The sequence below is a fragment of the Azospira sp. genome (assembly GCF_030247495.1).
In the GTDB taxonomy this organism is placed as follows: domain Bacteria; phylum Pseudomonadota; class Gammaproteobacteria; order Burkholderiales; family Rhodocyclaceae; genus Azospira; species Azospira oryzae.
On sequence record NZ_JAOTRW010000002.1, the window covers coordinates 193083 to 213544 of the forward strand.

General features: G+C 67.4%; 16 protein-coding genes. 9 read left to right on the forward strand and 7 right to left on the reverse strand.

Annotated elements, in window-relative coordinates; all coding sequences use genetic code 11:
• Positions 1-155 precede the first annotated feature (155 nt).
• Together OEL49_RS00905 and OEL49_RS00910 are read left to right on the forward strand one after the other, a co-directional pair.
• The gene (locus OEL49_RS00905; protein WP_287873774.1) at positions 156-929 is read left to right on the forward strand and encodes a sulfite exporter TauE/SafE family protein; all 774 of its coding nucleotides are present in this window, start codon (positions 156-158) and stop codon (positions 927-929) included.
• 187 nt (positions 930-1116) lie between these two features.
• Positions 1117-3468 carry a fatty acid cis/trans isomerase gene (locus OEL49_RS00910; RefSeq protein WP_287873775.1) on the forward strand — a complete coding sequence of 784 codons (2352 nt, stop codon included), beginning with the start codon at positions 1117-1119 and terminating at the stop codon, positions 3466-3468.
• Between the two features lie 78 nt (positions 3469-3546).
• Here the strand turns inward: OEL49_RS00910 and OEL49_RS00915 are convergent, their stop codons facing one another.
• The gene (locus tag OEL49_RS00915; RefSeq protein WP_014238170.1) at positions 3547-4893 is read right to left on the reverse strand and encodes a dicarboxylate/amino acid:cation symporter; all 1347 of its coding nucleotides are present in this window, start codon (positions 4891-4893) and stop codon (positions 3547-3549) included.
• A gap of 180 nt (positions 4894-5073) precedes the next feature.
• Here OEL49_RS00915 and OEL49_RS00920 point away from each other — a divergent pair, with 180 nt between their 5' ends.
• The 5 genes from OEL49_RS00920 to OEL49_RS00940 all read left to right on the forward strand — a co-directional run bounded on the left by OEL49_RS00920 (position 5074) and on the right by OEL49_RS00940 (position 13174).
• Entirely contained in the window at positions 5074-7062 is a 1989-nt protein-coding gene (locus OEL49_RS00920; RefSeq protein WP_152088900.1) for an ATP-binding protein, read from the forward strand.
• 3 nt (positions 7063-7065) lie between these two features.
• Entirely contained in the window at positions 7066-7668 is a 603-nt protein-coding gene (locus OEL49_RS00925) for a response regulator transcription factor (protein WP_014238172.1), read from the forward strand.
• 11 nt (positions 7669-7679) lie between these two features.
• Positions 7680-9602, forward strand: a complete 1923-nt coding sequence (locus OEL49_RS00930) for a putative bifunctional diguanylate cyclase/phosphodiesterase (RefSeq protein ID WP_287873776.1) — start codon at positions 7680-7682, stop codon at positions 9600-9602.
• A 303-nt stretch (positions 9603-9905) separates the two neighbouring features.
• Positions 9906-12029, forward strand: a complete 2124-nt coding sequence (locus OEL49_RS00935; RefSeq protein WP_287873777.1) for a TonB-dependent siderophore receptor — start codon at positions 9906-9908, stop codon at positions 12027-12029.
• Positions 12029-13174, forward strand: a complete 1146-nt coding sequence (locus OEL49_RS00940; protein WP_152088898.1) for a DUF1624 domain-containing protein — start codon at positions 12029-12031, stop codon at positions 13172-13174. Before OEL49_RS00935 ends, OEL49_RS00940 begins: the two co-directional genes overlap by 1 nt.
• Positions 13175-13197: 23 nt before the next feature.
• On the opposite strand, the gene OEL49_RS00945 is transcribed toward OEL49_RS00940, so the two are convergent.
• The 3 genes from OEL49_RS00945 to OEL49_RS00955 are packed head-to-tail and all read right to left on the reverse strand — an operon-like array spanning position 13198 to position 16760.
• Positions 13198-14391, reverse strand: a complete 1194-nt coding sequence (locus tag OEL49_RS00945) for a GGDEF domain-containing protein (protein ID WP_152088897.1) — start codon at positions 14389-14391, stop codon at positions 13198-13200.
• Complete coding sequence (gene tilS, locus OEL49_RS00950) at positions 14378-15823, reverse strand: tRNA lysidine(34) synthetase TilS (protein WP_287873778.1); 1446 nt, start codon at positions 15821-15823, stop codon at positions 14378-14380. The genes OEL49_RS00945 and tilS overlap by 14 nt, the downstream gene beginning before the upstream one ends.
• A complete protein-coding gene (locus OEL49_RS00955) occupies positions 15792-16760 on the reverse strand; it encodes an acetyl-CoA carboxylase carboxyltransferase subunit alpha (protein ID WP_152088895.1) in 969 nt (322 codons plus the stop codon). The genes tilS and OEL49_RS00955 overlap by 32 nt, the downstream gene beginning before the upstream one ends.
• A gap of 237 nt (positions 16761-16997) precedes the next feature.
• On the opposite strand from OEL49_RS00955, the gene OEL49_RS00960 reads away from it, so the two are divergent.
• Complete coding sequence (locus tag OEL49_RS00960) at positions 16998-17498, forward strand: DUF411 domain-containing protein (RefSeq protein WP_014238181.1); 501 nt, start codon at positions 16998-17000, stop codon at positions 17496-17498.
• A 111-nt stretch (positions 17499-17609) separates the two neighbouring features.
• On the forward strand, positions 17610-18341 hold the full coding sequence (locus tag OEL49_RS00965) for a flagellar brake protein (RefSeq protein WP_130458828.1): 732 nt from the start codon (positions 17610-17612) through the stop codon (positions 18339-18341).
• A 37-nt stretch (positions 18342-18378) separates the two neighbouring features.
• Here the strand turns inward: OEL49_RS00965 and OEL49_RS00970 are convergent, their stop codons facing one another.
• The 3 genes from OEL49_RS00970 to OEL49_RS00980 all read right to left on the reverse strand — a co-directional run bounded on the left by OEL49_RS00970 (position 18379) and on the right by OEL49_RS00980 (position 20460).
• On the reverse strand, positions 18379-18771 hold the full coding sequence (locus OEL49_RS00970) for a nuclear transport factor 2 family protein (RefSeq protein WP_152088893.1): 393 nt from the start codon (positions 18769-18771) through the stop codon (positions 18379-18381).
• Between the two features lie 15 nt (positions 18772-18786).
• A complete protein-coding gene (locus OEL49_RS00975) occupies positions 18787-19479 on the reverse strand; it encodes a DsbA family protein (protein ID WP_287873779.1) in 693 nt (230 codons plus the stop codon).
• A 78-nt stretch (positions 19480-19557) separates the two neighbouring features.
• Positions 19558-20460 (reverse strand): MBL fold metallo-hydrolase, encoded by a 903-nt coding sequence (locus tag OEL49_RS00980; RefSeq protein WP_172974667.1) that lies wholly within the window; start codon positions 20458-20460, stop codon positions 19558-19560.
• Between the last annotated feature and the right edge of the window lie 2 nt (positions 20461-20462).

Consider the following 20462-nt stretch of genomic DNA (forward strand, 5'->3'; position numbering starts at 1 on the left):
TGATTTGGTTTATGTAGACTAGCCCTCAGGCCAGCTTGGCGCAGTATCACAAACGTTATACACCACCCACTACTGTGGATATCCACAATCCACGCGGGTTTCCGTCATTCTGCATGCTTCGCCTCCTTACGTTGCAGCCCGCTGACCGCCCCCCCATGCCCCACGATCTGCTCTCCCCGCCCCTGCTGCTGGCCTGCATCGCCCTCATCGTCGGCATCGCCGCCTTCGCCCACGGGGTCATCGGCGTCGGTTTCCCCCTCATCACCACGCCCTGCATCGCCCTCCTCACCGACTTGAAGACGGCGGTGCTGATCACGGTTCTGCCCAACATCCTGCTCAACATCCTCTCCATCCTGCGCGGCGGCAACTGGCGGGACAGCCTGCTCAAGCACTGGCGCCTGGCCGCCTACGTGCTGCTGGGCAGCCTGGTGGGCACCCAGCTGCTGATCGGCCTGCCGGCCGAGCCCCTGAAGCTGGCCCTGGCCCTGATGATGCTGGTCTCCATCAACCTCAACCGCCTGAAGAAGCTCGACTGGTCCTTCCTGCGCCGCCACCGCCGCACCTCGGAAGCGGCCTTCGGCCTCATCGGCGGCATTCTCTCGGGCACCGTCAATGTCTCGGTGCCGCCCCTGGCCATCTACTTCATCGGCCTGGACCTTTCCCCCGTGGCCACGGTGCAGCTGTTCAACCTCTGCTTCATCGTCGGCAAGCTGACCCAGGCCGGGACCCTGGCCGCCCACGGCGAATTCACCGCCGCCATCCTGTGGCAGAGCGCCGGCCTCACCGTGCTGGCCGTGGCCTGTCTCATTCCCGGCATGCGCATCCAGTCCCGCATGGACGCCTCCACCTACCGGCGCTGGCTCAACCACACCCTGCTGCTGATGGCCGTCCTCATGCTGGTCCAGGTCGGCCTGGCCTGGGCCCGCTAGGCATCCCCAGGACCCGGTCAGCACGCCGGCCGGGGCTCCGCTAGAATGGCGTGCAGCCAGGGGCGCCCATTTCCAGGGGCCCCCCTCGCCAAAGCGCATCCAGGGCCGACCGCCGGCAATGCCGGCTCCCCATGCCCGCCCCATGCGCCGTTCAGACCCGTGCCCTCCCCTCACCTGGTGCCCCGGTATGCAACTGCGATTCGCCTCCGTCCTGCTGCTGTTCCTCGCCGGCTGTACCGCCCTGGTGCGCCACGACCTGGATCAACGCTTCGGCCCCGCCGATGGGGGCCGCTACGATGCGCCCCGGCCCGGCGCCATCTCCTTCCAGCAGCAGGTGCGGCCCATCCTGGACAGCCGCTGCGTCGTCTGCCACTCTTGCTACGACGCCCCCTGCCAGATCAAGCTGGGCTCCTGGGAAGGCGTGGCCCGGGGCGGCAGCAAGATCGAGGTCTATAACGGCACCCGCCTGCGGGAGGAGTCGCCGACCCGCCTCTTCATCGATGCCGAGCAAGCCTCCCAGTGGCGCGACAAGGGCTTCCACCCGATCCTCAACGAGCGGGGCGACACTCCTGCCGCCGCCCTCCAGGCCAGTCTCCTGGCCCGGGCCCTGGACCTCAAGGCGGCCCATCCTCTGGTGCCCGACCAGCCGGTGGGCGGGGACATCGACTTTTCCCTGGCGCGCCAGCAGTCCTGCCCGGCCATCGAGGAGTACGACGCCCTGGAACGGCGCAATCCGGGCTGGGGCATGCCCTTCGGCCTGCCGGCCCTGGCGCCGGCGGAAGTGGCCCTGCTGAAGAAATGGCTGCAGCAGGGCGCCCCCGCCGAAGGCCCCCAGCCCCTGACGCCAGCCCTCCAGGCCCAGGTGGATGCCTGGGAGCGCTTCCTCAACGGCGCCGACCTCAAGACCCGGCTCATGGCCCGCTATCTCTACGAGCACCTGTTCTTGGCCAACCTCTACTTCGAGGGCGCCGCCGAAGGTAGTGACGGCCCCCGTTACTTCCGCCTGGTGCGCTCCCGCAGCGCCCCGGGGGAAAAAGTGGAGGAAATCGCCACGCGGCGCCCCTTCGACGATCCGGAGGTGGAACACTTCCACTACCGCCTGCGCCCGGTGGAAGAGACCATCGTCGCCAAGAACCACATGCCCTACGCCCTCGGCCCGGGGCGCATGGCCCGCTGGCGCGAACTGTTCCTGCAGCCCGCCTACCGGGTGGAGCGCCTGCCGGGCTACGCGCCGGAAGTGGCGGCCAATCCCTTCCTCGCCTTCCGCGACATCCCGGTCCGTGCCCGCTACCAGTTCCTCCTGGACGAGGCCCAGTTCACCGTGATGGGCTTCATCAAGGGCCCGGTGTGCCGGGGCCAGACGGCCCTCAACGTCATCGACGACCATTTCTGGGTCTTCTTCCAGAACCCAGACAGCGTCTCCGAATCCGACGAAGCCTTTCTCCTGCGGGAAAGCCGCAACCTCAGCCTGCCGGCGGAAAAGGGCAGCGAGACGCCGATCCTCACCCCCTGGATGCGCTACAGCGCCCAGGAGACCCGCTATCTCCAGGCCAAGTCCCGCTACTACGAGCAGCGCTTCGACAGCCCGGCCAAGGTCAATCTCAACCTGATCTGGGACGGCGGCGGCCGCAACGACAACGCCGCCCTCACCATCTACCGCCACTTCGACAGCGCCACGGTGCTGAAGGGCCTGGTGGGCGAAAAGCCCAAGACCGCCTGGGTCCTCAGCTACCCCCTGCTGGAACGCATCCACTACCTGCTGGTGGCGGGCTACGACGTCTTCGGCAATATCGGCCACCAGCTGACGACGCGGCTGTACATGGATTTCCTGCGCATGGAGGGGGAATCCCAGTTCCTCATGCTGCTGCCCCGGGAGGCCCGCATCCGGGTGCGGGACCACTGGTACCGGGACGTCAATGGCGACACCCGGGAACGGGTCTATGGCAGCATCGCCCGCTTCGACCAGGAAAGCGGCATCGCCTACCGGAACCGGGAGCACCCCGAACTGGAACTGCTGCAACGTCTGCAGCAGCGGTTGCAGCCGGTGCTGCCGCAGCAGCATCTTCTCGACGCCCTGCCCGAGACCGGTCTACAGGCCGACCTGCAGGCCCTGGCCCGGGTCGCCGGCAAGGCCCTGGCCTGGCTGCCGGAAAGCAGCCTGCTGCTGGTGGAGGAAGCGGGACGCCCGCCCCGGATCTTCACCCTGCTGCGCAACACGGGCCACCGCAATGTCACCTACGTGCTCATCGAAAAGCTGGCCATCGCCCCGGAAGAACACAGCCTGGACGTGCTGCCCGGCATCGCCACCGCCTATCCCAACGCCTTCTACCGGGTGCCCCGCGCCAGCCTGGGTGCCTTCGCCCGGGACCTGGCGGCCCTGGCCTCGGAGCGGGACTACACCCGCTTCATGGACGCCTACGGCCTGCGCCGCAGCAGCCCGGCCTTCTGGGCCCTGAGCGACTACGTCAATGGGGAATACCGGCGCCAGGCCCCCGTCGAGGCCGGCTGGCTGGACTACAACCGGCTGGAGAACCGCTAATCCAGGCCCTCTGCAGGGAGGACAGAAAAGGAAAAAGCCGCCCTCGGGCGGCTTTTTGATTGGCGGCTACCTGAAAGGTCAGGCGGCCTTGCCCACCGGGCGGACCAGATCGGCCGGATGCAGCACGGCGTCGGACACGGCTTCGGGCTCGTCGGCCTCTTCCACCGTTTCGCCGTTCAGCACCCGGGTCATGCGGTCGGTGTTGAGGGCGTTTTCCCACTTGGAGACGACGATGGTGGCGACGCCGTTGCCGATCAGATTGGTGATGGCGCGGGCTTCGGACATGAAGCGGTCCACCCCCAGCAGCAGGGCCAGACCTTCCACCGGCAGCTTGCCGCCCAGGGTGGCCAGGGTGGCCGCCAGGGTGATGAAGCCGCCGCCGGTCACGGCCGCCGCGCCCTTGGAGGTCAGCAGCAGCACGCCGAGGATGGTCAGCTGCTCGGTCAGGGTCAGGGGCACGTTGAGGGCCTGGGCGATGAAGATGGCCGCCATGGTCAGGTAGATGGAGGTGCCGTCCAGGTTGAAGGAGTAGCCGGTGGGAATGACCATGCCGACCACGGGCTTGTGGCAGCCCAGGTTTTCCAGCTTGGTCATCATGCGCGGCAGGGCGGACTCGGAGGAGGAGGTGCCGAGCACGATGAGCAGCTCTTCCTTGATGTAGGCCAGGAACTTCAGCAGGGAGAAGCCGGTGAACTTGGCGATCAGGCCCAGCACCACGAAGACGAACAGGGCGCAGGTGATGTACACGTTGGCCATGAGGAAGCCCAGCTGCTTCAGGGAGCCGATGCCGTACTTGCCGATGGTGAAGGCCATGGCACCGAAGGCGCCGATGGGGGCGAAATGCATGATCATGCCGATGACGCCGAAGAGGCCGTGGGAGAACTCGTCGAGAATCTTCACCAGGGGCTTGGCCTTGTCGCCCAGGCGGGACAGGGCCAGGCCGAAGAGCACGGAGAACAGCAGCACCTGCAGGATTTCACCCTTGGCGAAGGCATCCACCACGCTGTTGGGGATGATGTTCATGAGGAAATCGGTGGTGCTCTGGTTGTGGGCCGCCGCGGCGTAGTTGGCGATGGCCTTGGTATCCAGGGTGGAGGGATCCACGTTCATGCCGGCGCCCGGCTGCAGGATGTTCACCACGATCAGGCCGATGGCCAGGGCCACGGTGGACACCACTTCAAAGTAGATCAGGGCCTTCAGGCCGACCCGGCCCACTTCCTTCATGTCGCCCATCTTGGCGATGCCGACCACCACGGTGGCGAAGATGATCGGGGCGATCATCATCTTGATCAGCTTGATGAAGGCGTCGCCCAGGGGCTTCATGGTGGCGCCCGTTTCCGGGAAGAAGGCGCCGAGGGCAACCCCCAGGGCAATGGCGAACAGCACCTGCACATACAGGCGCTTGTAGAAAGGCTTGTGAGACATGGTCACTCCTGCTGATTGAGATGGCTCCCGGGGTTTCCGTACGGACCCCGATGTAGTTATGGGGGCGCATTCTCTGCCCCTGAAGCCGGGGTCGCCATTGTGGTTATCCGTTAGCTGCAGCGCAGCATGACCCCGCGGAGAGGCAAACGGGACGCACCTCCTGGGGTACTATTGCGCTTTATGAAACGACTTTCCGTTCCTTCCTCGGGCAGCGTCCTGCAATGGCCCCGCTGGACCCTGCTGATGCCCAAGCTGGCGGTGGGGCTGCTGGTCATTTCCCTGGTCAGCCTGCTGTGGCTCCTGCACCGCAACGAGGTGGAGGAGCAACGGGCCACCCTCATCGCCGACATCCTCTGGCTGGAACAGAATTTCCGCTTCCACATGTCGGGCAACGAGGACCAGCTCAACCGCACCGGCCTCGACATGGGCAGCGCCGCCAAGGGCGGCACGCCGGCGACGGTGTTCCAGGTGCAGGCCCAGCACATCGTCAAGAACAACCCGGAAGTGGAACAGGTGATCTGGCTCGACGCCGGCGGCAACCTGGTCCAGGCCTACCCCAACCGCATCCCCGACCGGCAGGAGCTGGACATCTTCGGCGGCCCCATCACCCGGGACGCCTTCGACTTCGCCCGCAAGCTGGGCAAGGCCACCTACACCGACCCCTACCGGGCCGCCGGCGGCAACAGCCAGATCGACCTGTTCGTGCCCATCTACCGCCAGGGCGACTTCGCCGGCATGCTGGTGATGGTCTATTCCCTCAAGTCCATGCTCAACCACCTGGTGCCCTGGTGGTTTGCCGAGAAATACCAGCTGCGCATCCTGGACGACGGCGGTGCGGTGCTGGCCAGCAAGTCCAACATCCAGGGCGAGCCCGGGCTGGCCTACGAACTGCCCTTTGACCCGCCGGGCCACGGCCTCATGCTGCAGGGCATCGCCTACCGCAATGCCGGCAACCCGGCCCAGCTGGTCCTGGCCGGCGCCATCGTGGTCCTGGCCATCGGCGTCTTCTGGAGCCTCTTTGCCATCCGCGGCCTGATCAAGAAGCGCCTGGCGGCGGAACAGGCCCTGCGCGACGAGCATGCCTTCCGCCAGGCCATGGAGGACTCCATGATCATCGGCATGCGGGCCCGGGACATGGACGGCCGCATCACCTACGTGAACCCGGCCTTCTGCCGCATGAGCGGCTACCGGGCCGACGAACTGGTGGGCCACAGCCCGCCCCTGCCCTACTGGAACCCGGACAGCCTGGACACCCACGAGGAGCAGAACGCCCTGGTGCTCACCGGCCATGCCCCCAACGAGGGCTTCGAGGCCAGCATCCGCCACCGGGACGGCCACATCGTGCACACCATGGTGTACGCCACGCCCCTGATCGACGCCCACGGCAAGCAGACCGGCTGGATCAGTTCGGTGGTGGACATCTCGGAGCGGAAGAAGGCCCAGGCCCTGCAGCGGCAGCAGCAGGAGAAACTGGAACAGACGGCGCGCCTGGTGACCATGGGCGAAATGGCCTCGACCCTGGCCCACGAACTGAACCAGCCCCTCTCCGCCATCGCCAGCTACACCACCGGCTGCCTCAACCGCCTGGAGGCGGGGGACTACACCCGGGAGGAAATCTCCGGCGCCCTCAACAAGCTGGCCCTGCAGGCCCAGCGGGCCGGCCGCATCATCCGCCGGGTGCACGACTTCGTGCGGCGGCGGGAGCCCCAGCGGGTCATCTGCCACCTGGAAGAGGTGATCGAGGACAGCATCGCCTTCATCGAGCCCCTGGCGCGCAAGCAGCAGGTGCACATGCTGCGCCTGGTGCCGGCCCATCTGCCCAAGCTGCTGGCCGACCCGGTGCTGCTGGGCCAGGTGCTGATCAACCTGATGCGCAACGGCATCGACGCCATGGCCGCCACCCCGCCGGAACGGCGCCAGCTCATCGTCGAGGCCCAGCTGCTGGGCGACCAGGTGGAAGTGTGCATCGCCGACCGGGGCTGCGGCATTCCCCCGGAAGTGGCGGAAAAGCTCTTTTCCCCCTTCTTCACCACCAAGACGGAAGGCATGGGCATGGGCCTCAACATCTGCCGTTCCGTCATAGAATTCCACGGCGGCCGCCTCTGGTTCGAACCGGGGGCCGAAGGCGGCACCGTATTCATCTTCACCCTGCCCCTCGACTGGGAGTAAGCCGTGAGCCCCAAAGCCCACATCATCGACGACGACGAAGCCATCCGTGACGCCCTTTCCTGGCTGCTGCAGTCCCGCGGCGTCGCCAGCGCCACCTGGCCCAGCGCCGAAGCCTTCCTGGAGGCCTGGAACGCCTCCGGCGAAAGCCTGCAGGGCTGCCTGCTGCTGGATATCCGCATGGACGGCATGAGCGGCCTGGAACTGTTCGAGCACCTGCAGGGCAAGGGCCTCAAGCTGCCGGTGATCTTCCTCACCGGCCACGGCGACGTACCCATGGCCGTCTCCTCCCTGAAGAAGGGCGCCTTCGATTTCGTCGAAAAGCCCTTCAACGACAACGAACTGGTGAACCGGGTCATCGAGGCCATGGATGCGGACGCCCGCAACCAGGAAAAGCAGGCCATCAGCGCCTCCGTCCAGTCCCGCCTGGACACCCTCACCACCCGGGAGCGGCAGATCATGGAACTGATCCTGGTGGGCAAGTTCAATAAGGTCATCGCCGACGAACTGCAGATCAGCATGCGCACGGTGGAAGTGCACCGGGCCCACCTGTTCGAGAAGATGGGCGTGCGCACCGCCGTGGAACTGGCCCAACTGCTCAAACCCTGAGGTATTCCGTCATGAAACCGCCCGCTCCCGCCGCCCCCTCCCCCAATGGACAGGCCGGCCTGGTGGCCGGGCTCTACGGCCTTCTGGCGGCCCTCTGGATCGCCCTCTCGGACCGGCTGGCGGCCCTGGTGGCGGGCGACACGGCCCAGCTGACCCTGATCCAGAACTACAAGGGCTGGGCCTTCGTCGCCATCACCTGCACCCTCCTCTTCTTTCTCGTGCGCCGTTCCCTGTCCCGGCTCCAGGGCTCCTACCGGGCCCTGGCGGAAAGCGAGGCCCTCTACGAATCCCTGGTCCAGGTCATGCCCCAGTGCCTCTACCGCATGGACCGGGAAAGCCGCATCACCTTCGCCAACCGGGCCCTGGAACGCCACCTGGGCAAGCCCCGGGAAGCCATCCTGGGCCATTCGCCGCGGGAGGTGTATCCGGCGGATCTGGCGGCCAAGTACCGCCAGGACGACCTGCGGGTGCTGCAGGGCGAGACCCTCAACCTGATCGAGGAAATGGTTTCCCTCGATAGCGAGCAGCGCAAGCGCTACATCGAGATCGTCAAGACGCCCACCTACGCCCCCGACGGCAGCATCAACGGCATCCAGGGCATTTTCTGGGACATCACGGCACGCAAGAGCGCCGAGGAACAGATCGAATACCTGGCCCACCACGATCCCCTCACCGACCTGCCCAACCGGGTGCTGCTGCGCGACCGCTTCCTCCAGGCCCAGGGCCAGGCGGCCCGCAGCGACGCCCGGGTGGCCATCCTGTTCCTCGACCTGGACCACTTCAAACTGGTGAACGACACCCTGGGCCACCCCATCGGCGACCGCCTGCTGCAGGCCGTGGCCGAGCGCCTGCGCCACGGCGTGCGGGAGACGGACACCATCAGCCGCCAGGGCGGCGACGAGTTCGTCATCGTCCTGCCCGAACTGGCGGACCCGGAAAGCGCCGGCAGCATCGCCGGCAAGCTGATGGAGCAGATGCACGAGCCGGTGCGGGTGAACGGCCACCGCCTCAACGTCACCTTTTCCCTGGGCATCGCCCTCTACCCGGACGACGGCGACGATTTCGACACCCTGATGAAGAAGGCCGACACGGCCATGTACTCGGCCAAGGAAGCGGGGCGCAACACCCTGCGCTTCTTCACCGCCGCCATGAACGTGGAGGCCGCCGCCCGCCTCAAGCTGCAAAGCCGCCTGCAACGGGCCCTGGAAAAGGAGGAACTGGTGCTGTACTACCAGCCCCAGTTCGACCTGGCCAGCGGCCGCATCCTCGGCGCCGAGGCCCTGCTGCGCTGGCTGGACCCGGAACGGGGCCTGGTGCCCCCCGGGGAATTCATCCCGGTGGCCGAGGACACGGGCCTCATCGGCCCCATCGGCGAATGGGTCATCGGCGAAGCCTGCCGCGAGCTGCGCCGCTGGCACGAGGCCGGTGCCACGGACCTTTCCATGGCGGTCAATCTGTCGCCGGTGCAGTTCCGCCGCAGTCGCCTGGTGGAAATCGCCGCCCGGGCCTTGCAGGAAAACCGCCTGCCGGCCGAGTGCCTGGAGTTCGAGCTGACTGAGTCCCTGCTGATTCGGGAGGATGCGGCCATCCTGGAAACCCTCACCGCCCTCAAGGGCCTGGGGGTGAAACTGTCCATCGACGATTTCGGCACCGGCTATTCCAGCCTGGCCTACCTGAAGCGCTTCAATGTGGACAAGCTGAAGATCGACCAGAGCTTCATCCGCGAGCTGTGCAGCAATCCGGACGACGAGGCCATCGTCAGCGCCGTCATCACCATGGCCCGCCAGCTGCGCCTGCGCACCGTGGCCGAAGGGGTGGAAAACGCCGAGCAGGCCACCATGCTGCGCCGCTTCGACTGCGACGAGGTGCAGGGCTTCCACTTCGGCCGCCCCATGCCCGCCGCCGACTTCCAGGCCCTCCTGGGCCGCCGCTGAACACCTTGCGGGGCCGCCCCGGCCTCCACCGTCCACCGCGCCGCGTCCTGGCAGCCCCGGTCGGCCACCCCACAGGCGCCTTGGTCTCCTGAAGCCGAAGAATCGCGCGGCGACGAAATGTCGCCAACGATTGCGCGACTTCTATTTGAGAATAATTCCCATCCAAAGTATATTAGCGGCCGTTCTTGCGCCTCCGCTTCGGAGCCCGCCGGAGGCCGCCGCCGTTCCGCGCGCCTCATCGGCTATGGCGCGGCTCCCCATTTTCGATTCGCAACCCCACTCCCAATCACATACAAGAAAATCATGTCTGTCAGCCTGAAACTGAAGCCGCTCGCTGCGGCCGTACTGCTACTCGGCACAAGTCACTGCGCCCTGGCCGATGAACCTTCCCTGACCCTGTCTGAAATCAATGTGGTGGGACGCAGCGAAGGACAGGACTACTACAGCGACGAGGCCGGCGTGGCCCGTTCCGAGACGCCCCTGCGGGAAGTCCCCCAGTCGGTGCGGGTCGTTCCCCGCCAGGCCATCGACGACATCGGGGCGGTACGCCTCGAGGAAGCCTACGACTATGTCAGCGGCGTCAATCGCCAGAACAGCTTTGGCGGCCTGTGGGACAACTTCTCCATCCGCGGCTTTGCCGGCAACCCGGACACGGGAGCCAATTTCCTGCGCAACGGCTTTGCCGGGAACCGGGGCTACAACGCTCCCCGGGACATGGCCAACGTGGAACGGCTGGAAGTGATCAAGGGCCCCGCATCGGCCCTGTACGGCGGCAGCGAACCCGGGGGCATCCTCAACATCGTCACCAAGAAGCCCCAGTTCAAATCCGGCCACGCCCTGGAAATGTACGTCGGCAGCTACGACACCTACCGGACGACCCTCGATTCCACCGGCCCCATCAGCGACACCCTGGCCTACCGGCTTAACCTGGCCTATGAGGACAAAGGCAGTTTCCGCGAGCAGGTGGACAGCCAGCGCTACCTGGTGGCGCCCTCCTTCACCTGGCTCCTGGGCGCCGGCACCATCGTCAATTACGACCTGGAGCTGCTGCGCCAGAAAGCGCCCATGGACCGGGGGGTGATCGCGGTCAATGGCAAGGTGGGCAGCATTCCCCGGGAGCGCTTCCTGGGAGAGCCGGGGGACGGTGACATCACCATCGACAACAAGACCCACCATCTGACGGTGGAACATGAACTGGCCGATGCCTGGAAAGCCAAGTTTGGTCTGGCCTACCGCACCACCAGCCTGGAAGGCTATTCCACCGAGGCCAGCCCCCGCACTGCCGGCAGCATCCGCTGGACCAGCGCCGGCGCTCCCGTCATCGAGCGGGAACGGCGCTACCGGGACTACAGTTCCAACGACCTGTCGTTCCAGGGCGAAATCCTCGGCAAATTCAGCACCGGCTGGCTCCAGCATGAAGTGCTGACCGGCGTGGACAGCTACCGTTTCGAACTGGACCAGCTGATGCGGCGGGGCCGCTCCACCACCACCTACGGCCTGGATGTGCTCAACCCCGCCTATGGACAGACGCCGCTGGCCCTGACCGCCACGCCCACCAACACCCTGGAAACCCAGCACGCCACCGGCTTCTTCCTGCAGGACCAGATGAGCCTGGCGGAACGCTGGCGCCTGCTGCTGGGCCTGCGCCACGACCGTTTCCGGCAGGAAATCCTCAACCGGAACACGGGTATCAGCACCGCCCAGGAACACAGCGTCACCACCCCCCGCGTCGGCCTGACCTGGCTGGCCACCCCCACCCTGTCCGCCTATGTCCTGGCCAGTGAATCCTTCCGCGCCAACAACGGCGTCGATGCGGCCAGCCAGTCCTTTGCGCCGGAACGGGGCGAGTCCAGGGAAGCCGGCCTCAAATACGAATCGCCTGACAAGCGCTACGGCGGCACCCTGGCCCTGTTCGAGATCGACAAGAAGAACGTGCTGACCAACGACCCGGCCAATGCGGGTTACGCCATCGCCGCCGGCGAGGCCCGCAGCCGCGGCCTGGAATTCGATTTCTCCGGACAACTGACCAGCAAGGTGCGGGTGCTGGCCAACTACGCCCATATCGATGCCGAGATCACCAAGGACAGCAACGCCGCCCTGGTCGGCGCCCGGCTGATCAACGTGCCGAAAAACAGCGGCAGCGTGCTGGCAATGTATGAAGACGGCCTGGCCGGCGGCCGCTACGGCCTTGGCGCCGGCGCCACCTATGTGGGCAAGCGGGCCGGCAATTCCATCGACAGCTTCGAACTGCCCAGCTACACCACCATGCGGGCCATGGCCTACTGGAAGCCGAGCAAGACCCTGCGCTTCTCCCTGGATATCGACAACCTGTTCGACAAGACCTACTACGCCAGTTCCTACGACGTGTACTGGGTGACGCCGGGCGTGCCCCGCACCGTGACCCTGGGCATGCAGGCCAAGTTCTGATGCCCGGCGGAAATCAGCGCATCAACGCCATCGACGCCCTGCGGGGCCTGGTCATGGCGCTGATGGTGGTGGACCACGTGCGGGAGTTCTTTTTCCTGCACCAGCAGGTCGCCGACCCGATGGACCTGCACACCACCTCGCCCGGGCTGTTCTTCACCCGCTTCGCCAGCCACTTCTGCGCCCCGGTCTTCGTTTTTCTCACCGGGCTTGGCGCCTGGTGCTACGGGCAACGGCACCTTGGCGCCGGCGGCGATCCCCGGCGCGCCGCCAGCGCCTTCCTGGCCAAGCGCGGCCTCTTCCTGGTGCTGCTGGAGCTGAGCCTGATCAACTTCGCCTGGACCTTCGCCTTCCCCCCCAGGATGCTCTATCTGCAGGTGATCTGGGCCATCGGCCTGTCCATGCTGGCTCTGGCCGCCCTGCTGTGGCTGCCCCGGGCGGGACAACTGGCCCTGGGGCTCCTCATCATCGTCGGCCACAACCTGCTCGACAGCCTGCACTTCCCTCCGGGCACGGCAGCCCATGCCGTGTGGGCCGTCCTGCACGACCGCGCCATCATCGAACTGGCCCCCGGACTGGCGGCCCGCACCTCCTACCCGGTCCTGCCCTGGATCGGCGTCATCCTGCTGGGTTACGGGCTGGGGCCCTGGTTTGCCCAGGGCAGTGCGCCGGAGCAGCGCCGGCGCCGCCTTGCCCTGGCGGGCCTGGGCGCCCTCGCCCTGTTCGTCCTGCTGCGGGGGCTTGATGGCTACGGGGACCATCCCCTGGCCGGCGCCGGAACGGGCCTGGTCACCCTCATGGGCTGGCTGAACCTGACCAAATATCCGCCCTCCCTGCTGTTCCTGCTGCTGACCCTGGGGAGCGGACTGCTCGGGCTGGCCGTCCTGGAACGACACACCTGGAATTTCCTGGCGGTGCTGGGGCGGGTGCCGATGTTCTTCTACGTCGTCCATCTCTACGCCCTGCATCTGCTCAATCTGCTCTGCCTGGCGCTGTGGGGGCCCACCCAGGGCGAGCGCTACGGCTTCGGGCAGGTCTGGCAGATCTGGGGCCTGGCCCTGCTGTCGGTCCCGGTCCTGTATCCCCTGTGCCGGCGTTTTGCCGACTACAAACGCCGGCATCCCGGCGGCTGGCTGTCCTACTTCTGACCCTCTTCTCCGGCGCCCCCGTCTTACGGCGCCGGAGCAACTGGCGAAACCCCGGCCCCCTCTTCATGGGTCCCGGCAGCAGCCACCTCGATGCGGTTGCGGCCATTGGCCTTGGCCAGGTACATGGCGTTGTCGGCCCGGGACAGGAGGCAGTCCAGGTTGGTGTCGGCCGCTTCCAGGGCGGCGACGCCGATGCTCACCGTCACCGGCGGCAGCTGGGCCGGGCCTTCGGCGGTGGTCAGACGGATGCGCTCGGCCACCTGGCGGGCCTGTTCCAGGTCCGCATCGGGCAGCAGCACCACGAACTCCTCGCCGCCGTAGCGGCCGAAATGCTCACCCCGGCGCAGCACGGCGCCAACCCGCTGGACGAAGCCCTGCAGCACCAGGTCGCCGGCCTGGTGGCCGTAGGTGTCGTTGATCTTCTTGAAGAAATCCAGGTCCAGCATAAGCAGGCAAAGGGCACGGCCGTGGCGCCGGGCCCGGGCCATCTCCCACTCGCACACTTCGACGAAGGCCCTGCGGTTGAGAATCTGGGTCAGGGAGTCGTGGCTGGAGAGATATTCCAGCTCGCCCCGCAGGCGGTCCGTCGCCAGCAGCACGTAACCCACGGTGATCATCAGGGTGCAGATGGGGTAGGCAGTGAGATAGACCACCTGGATCGGCGTCTGCTCCAGGAAATCGCTGCCCAGGCCGGGCACCAGGGCGCTGCTGCCGCGCAGCAGCAACACGCCGATCTGGGCCAGCAGCACCAGGCAGAAAAAACGGCTGATGAAGCCGGGGCGCCCGTAGCGGAACACCACCAGCAGCTGCCGCCCGTAGAACAGGGGCAGGCTGAGGCCGGCCACCGCCAGGCGGGCATTGGTATCCGGCTGCACCAGCAGAAACCAGGTAAGCAGCCCCAGCCCGACGCCGCTGACCAGGGCCTGGAAGCGCCAGGAAGGCTGGCGCTGGTAGAACAGCTCGGTGCCGCTGAGCCAGAGGGAAAGGGCGGTGTACAGCAGCAGGCTGGCCAGAAGCACGGAAAGCGCATCGGGGATCAGCCCGCGCAGGCCGAACAGCAGGCCGGAAAAGACGCCCACCAGGGTGCCGCCGGCCCAGTGGCCGATGCCCCGGATGCGCTGGGGGAAACTGCGGGTGACGAAGAACAGCACCACGGCCATGAGGGCGGTCATGAAACCGGCCAGGAGGATGACGGTGCGCAGGTCAATATGGGGCATCGGGATCGTCGCAGGGCAAGGGTGACAGTGACAGGCTGGCGCTCTCGGCCGGCCGCCATTCGGGCAGCCAGCCGGGTGCGTCGGCCCGGGCCAGGCAGTCGGCGGCGATGCCGATGCCAGGCACCCAGGCCAGGGTCTGGCCGACCCACAGCAGGGGCAGGCGCTGCCGCTGCCAGGGCGGAATGTCCGCTTCCTGCAGCAGTTTTTTCAGGGGACGCCGGGGCCGGCCCGGCAGCTGCATGGTTTCGCCTCCCTGACGCAGGCGGAAGCGGGCAGCCTCGCCGCACAGAGCGAGGGCCACGCCCTGGCCGATCACCTCCCGCCCACCGATGCTGCCGAAGGCCCAAGGGACGGGCATGACGAAGGGGCCTGCCGGCTCCGCCAGGGAAGACGGGGGTTGCAGGGGCTCATGGTCCAGGAACACCGTTCCGCGCCACAAGCGGACCGCCCACTCGCTACAGCGCCATTCCACCTGGCCGTCAGGCCGGGGGCAGGCCAGCTGCTGCCACAGTTCCGCCAGGGCCCGGGCCTCGGGCATGGGGGCGCCATGGCGGCGCAGCCAGCAGCGCAGCAGGTTGCGCCCCCGGGCACTGGAGAGGCCGGCCAGGGCCGCCTGCTGCAGGCGGGAGCCGACGGCGGCCTTGGCCAGATCCTGGGCCGCCAGTTCCTCCAGCAGGTCCTCCGCCTCCCCCGCCAGCGCCGCCGCCCGGCCAAGGCTGACGGCGGCGGGAAAGCGGGACTGCAGCAGGGGCAGGGCCTCATGCCGCAGGAAATTGCGGGCGTAGGCCCGGTCGCCGTTGCTCTCGTCCTCGATCCAGCCCAGGCCCTCGGCCGCCAGCCAGGCTTCCAGCTCGGCCCGGGAGGTTTCCAGCAGGGGACGCAGCAACGGCAGGGGCCCATGGCCCGGACGCGGCAGCAGGCGCCGCCCCGGCATGGCCGCCAGGCCCCGCAGGCCGCTGCCCCGCAGCAGGTTGAAGAGCAGGGTTTCCGCCTGGTCGTCCCGGTGGTGGGCCAGGATCAGGGCATCGGCCGCAAGGCCGGCAAAGACCTGGTAGCGGGCAGCCCGGGCGGTCGCCTCCAGGCCCGCCGGACGGGCCTCGGGCAGACTGACCCGGTGCACCTGCAGGGGCACGCCGAGGCGAGCGCAGAGGTCGCCGCAGAAGGCGGCCCAGGCATCGGCATGGGGCGACAGGCCGTGGTGCACATGCACCGCCTGCAGACGCCAGCCCCGCGCCGGCGCCTGGGCAGCCAGGGCCGCCAGCAGGGCGACGGAATCCCGGCCGCCGGAGAGGCCGACGGCGAGGACGGGCGTAGTGGAAAGGGGGGAAGCGGGAAGAACGGAATGGGGATCGGCCGCCGCCAGCAACCGGGCCAGGCGGTCGGCGATCCGCCGGGGCAGGTCAGGAGACCGGCTGTTCCTTGAAGCGGCCATAGGACATGAGCCGCTCGTAGCGGGCCGCCAGCAGTTCTTGGGTAGACAGGCCGGAAACGCCCTTGAGCGCATCCTGCAGGGCCTTCTTCAGGTTCTGGGCCATGGCGGCGTGATCCCGGTGGGCGCCGCCCACGGGTTCGTTGACGATCTTGTCGATGAGGCCCAGGGTCTTCAGGCGGGAAGCGGTGATGCCCATGGTTTCCGCCGCCTCGTTGGCCTTCTCGGCGCTCTTCCACAGGATGGAGGCGCAGCCTTCGGGGGAAATCACGGAATAGGTGGAGTACTGCAGCATCTGCACCGTGTCGCCGACGGCGATGGCCAGGGCGCCGCCGGAGCCGCCTTCACCGATGATGGTGACGATGATGGGGGTCTTCAGTTCGGCCATGACGTAGAGGTTGCGGCCGATGGCCTCGGACTGGCCCCGCTCCTCGGCGTCGATGCCGGGATAGGCGCCCGGGGTGTCCACGAAGGTGAACACGGGAATCTGGAACTTCTCGGCCAGCTTCATCAGGCGCTCGGCCTTGCGGTAGCCCTCGGGGCGCGGCATGCCGAAGTTGCGGTAGATCTTTTCCTTGGTGTCCCGGCCCTTCTGGTGGCCGATGACGACGCAGGGCTGGCCGTTGAAACGGGCCAGGCCGCCGACGATGGCCTTGTCGTCGGCAAAGCTGCGGTCCCCGTGCAGTTCCTCGAAGTCGGTGAACAGGCGGGAGACGTAGTCCAGGGTGTAGGGACGCTGGGGATGACGCGCCACCATGGCGGTCTGCCAGGGCGTCAGCTTGGCGTAGATGTCTTTGGTCAGCCCCTGGCTCTTCTTTTCCAGGCGGGCGATTTCTTCCGAGATGTCCACCGCGGAATCGTCCTGCATGAAGCGCAGTTCTTCGATCTTGGTTTCAAGCTCGGCGATGGGCTGTTCGAAGTCGAGGAAAGTGGTTTTCATCGAGATAGGGAAATTTTGGCAGGCGCGTATTCTACCCCAAACCCCCCGGATACTCCCCATTGCCCGGGAAAGGCCGGCGGCGGCGCCGGCCCCGTGCCACCGACAGGCAGCAGGCCGCCGCCCCAGACGCCAAAGCCCTGGCCGCAAAAGGGTTGTCCGGACCGGCGCCCCGGGCGAGAATGGCCGAAAACAGGGGCGCGGCCTTTCCGCAGTCCCATATTCTCAGGGAAAAAATCTATGCAACGATTGCTGGCAACGGCCCTGCTGGCCGCTCTCCTGCCTGCCGCGCCCCTCGGCGCGGCGGAAAACCTGCCGCCGGTGGAAGTGTTCGCCCCGGTGCCTTGCCTGGCCTGCATCGACTGGGCCGAGCACCTGCGGCAGAACGGCTTCAGCGTCACCATGAAGGAAACGGCGGACATGGCGGCCTTGAAAAAGCGCCTGAAAGTCCCCGCCGCGGTGGAGTCGGTACATACGGCCCGGGTTGCCGGCTACTTCATCGAAGGCCATGTGCCGGCCGAGGACATCAAGGAACTGCTCAAGGAAAAGCCCAAGGCCCGGGGCCTGGCAGTGCCCGGCCTGCCCGCCGGGGCGCCGGGACGGGAGGCTTCCAACCCCAGCTGCGAGCGGGGCTGCACGGTGCTCGATTCGACCCCGGATCAGCGGGAAGTGCGGCGGGAGCTGTACGACACCCTGCTGGTGGATCTCAAGGGCCAGACCCGCATCTTCAACCGGCACTAGGACGGGCCCGGGCAGACAAGGGGACGGCCTTACGACAGCAACATGGGGGTGCTACACTCAGGGCCACAACAAACAGGCCCCAGGGCCCCGTATAACCATAGCGCCCCGACCATGCCCGATCCCGCCCCCGCCAAGGACATCGCCCCGGAAATCCCCGCCGAGAACCGGGTCAACCTGGATGAAGCCCGCCTGCAGATAGGTGACGCCCTGCAGCTGCAACCCAACGGCGACGCCAACGCCGCCCGCCACTACGTCAAGCTGATCGGCTTCACCAAGGGCGCCAGCGTCCTGGTCAGCACGCCCAAGGTGGACGGCGCCTACATTTTCGTGCGGGACGGCCAGAACTACGTGGTGCGGGCCTTCTCCGGCAAGAACGCCTACGCCTTCTCCACCACGGTGGTGCGTTCCGTGGCCGTGCCCTACCCCTACCTGCACCTGTCCTATCCCAAGGACGTGCGCGCCCTGGTGGTGCGCCGCGGCGCCCGGGCCAAGGTCAATCTCATCGCCAGCGCCCGCCGCCTCGACGCTCAGGGCCAGGAAAGTCCGGACGCCTGCGCCGCCAGCATCCGCAACGTCAGCATCTCCGGCGCCATGCTGGCCTCGCCCCATCCCCTGGGGCTCCAGGGCGACAGCATCCGCCTCTCCTTCAAGATTGCCCTGGCCGACATCATTTCCCTGGTGACCCTGGATGCGGTCATCCGCGCCGTCAATCCGGGCGGCGAAGACCTGGGCCCCGGCATGATCGGCTACGGCCTGGAATTCGTCGGCGGCGAAGCCCAGGACCGCATCACCCTCACCGCCTTCGTCTACCAGAAGCTGCTGGAACAGGACGCGGCCACCTGAAACTCCGGGCAGCCGCGGCCAAGCCAGGCCGTCCCCATCAGGCCTGCATGGCCCGGGCCACCAGCAGGGTGTCGGTGAACTGCTCGAAAGCGACGATCCGGCCGCCGGCAAGCTGCCACACATGGGTCGCCCGGGCCCGCATCGACTTGCCGGTTTTACGGTAAGTGCCGCTGTAGGTGCCGATACCCACCACTTCCTCGCCGCCGTCGATCAACCGTTCCAGGACAAAGGTGTAGCCCTCCCAGTCACGCCCGAGGACGGCGAAGACATGGGCGCTCACCTGGGTGGCACCGATCCAGGTGCCGGCGCAGGGAAAGCCCGCCATCTCGGTCCAGGCCGCCTGCGGCGACAGGTCCGCCAGCATGCCGGCCAGGTCCCCCCGGGCCGATGCGGCGTAATGCTCGGCAACGATCTGCAGATTGCTTTTCATGACCAGACGCCCAGCTTACAGGGCACAACCGTCGAAGCCGCAGCCCAGGGCCTGGGCGGCGCTCGCGGCGGGCAGCCCGGCACGCTGGCGCAGACGCTCCTGGAAGGCCTGGGGACGCCCCAGGTAGGCGGAGACGTCGATGCTCTGCAGGCCCTCCGCCGTTTCGAGGACGAAGGTGGGAAAGCCCTGGGCGCCGACCCGGGCCATGAATTCCCGGGTGTCGCGGAAATGGGCCTGCACCGCCTCGCCCGACAGTTGCGTCAGAGTCTCGGCAAAGGCCGCGGCATCGAGCCCGAGGGATGCGGCCAACTCCACCAGCACCGACGGCTCGGCGATGCGGCGGCCTTCTTCATAGTGGGCCACCTGCAACCGGGCCAGCATGTCCAGCCCGCGGCCGGCCAGCTGCTCGGCGGCCAGCATGGCGGCGGTGGGCGGTTCGGAGTCGAAGACGGCGCCGTTGTCCCGGAGCAGGCCGTCGGTATAGGCGGGGCCGAAGGGCTGGCCGCTCAACTGGGCGATCCGCTGGTCATGGGGTTGGACATAGGCGCGCAGCTGGGGCGTCACCGCCTGGCGCCGGGCGCCGGCCATCATGCCGCCGCTGCGGGGCCGCACCGGGAGGACATCGCGCGCTGCCCGCAGCAAGGGGGCGGCGCCATAGCACCAGCCGCACAGCGGGTCGTAGAGGTAATGCAGGATCGGGGCCGTCATGGTTCGGTAATTCGACAAATGAGGATCGTGCCGCCGCCCGGATGGCGGCGGCACGGTGTTGGCAAGGAGCGCGGAGACCTACCACTGCATCTCGCCCTTGTTGACCTTGGCGCCGATCTCCAGGGCCACGCCCAGACCGGCCCGTGGGTAGGCCTGCTGCATGGCGGCGATCAGCTCGGCGGCATTGGAGGCTTTGGCAGCTTCCGCGTCGAAGCGTTGCAGGTAGCTGCGGGTGTAGCCGATGGCGCTGGCGTCCAGGGCCGTGCCGGGGGCCATGTGGCCCGGCACCACCAAGGCGGGCTGCAGTGCCTCGATCTCGTCCAGCTGGGCGAACCAGGCCTGGCGCTGGCTCGCCGTCCGGGTATCGGCGGTCCAGACGTGCAGGTTGCCGAAGATGGCGATATTGCCGACCACGGCCCGCAGCGACGGAATCCACACATAGGGACGATGGGCCAGCTCGCCGCTGGTGCCGCGCACTTCGACGGTCTCGCCGTCGACGCTGAGGCGGGTGCCCTGCAGCAGTTCCGGCACGATCGGCTGACGGGGCCCGTTGGCGCCCATCTTGGGGCCCCAGAAGGCCACCTTGGCGGCCATTTTGGCCTGGATCTTTTCCCGCACCGCCGGCGTGGTCAGCACCCGGGCCTGGGGGAAATGGGCTTTGAGCACCTCGGCGCCGAAATAGAAATCCGGGTCCGCATTGCTGATGAAAATGGTCGTCAGGGTCTTGCCGCTGTCCAGCACATTGGCCGCCACCCGCAGGGCATCGGCCCGGGTGAAGCCGGTGTCGATGACCACGGCTTCGCTCTTGCCGCTCACCACCACCGCATTGACGTGGAAGCTGTGGCCGTCGGCGTTGTACACCTGCACCTGCAGCGGCGCCGGAGTCTGGGCGGCACCCTGGCTTTGGGCATGGCCGGGGGCGACGATGCCGAGGGTCAGGGCGGGAATGGCGAAGCGGGCGATGCGCTTGAGGGAAAACATGG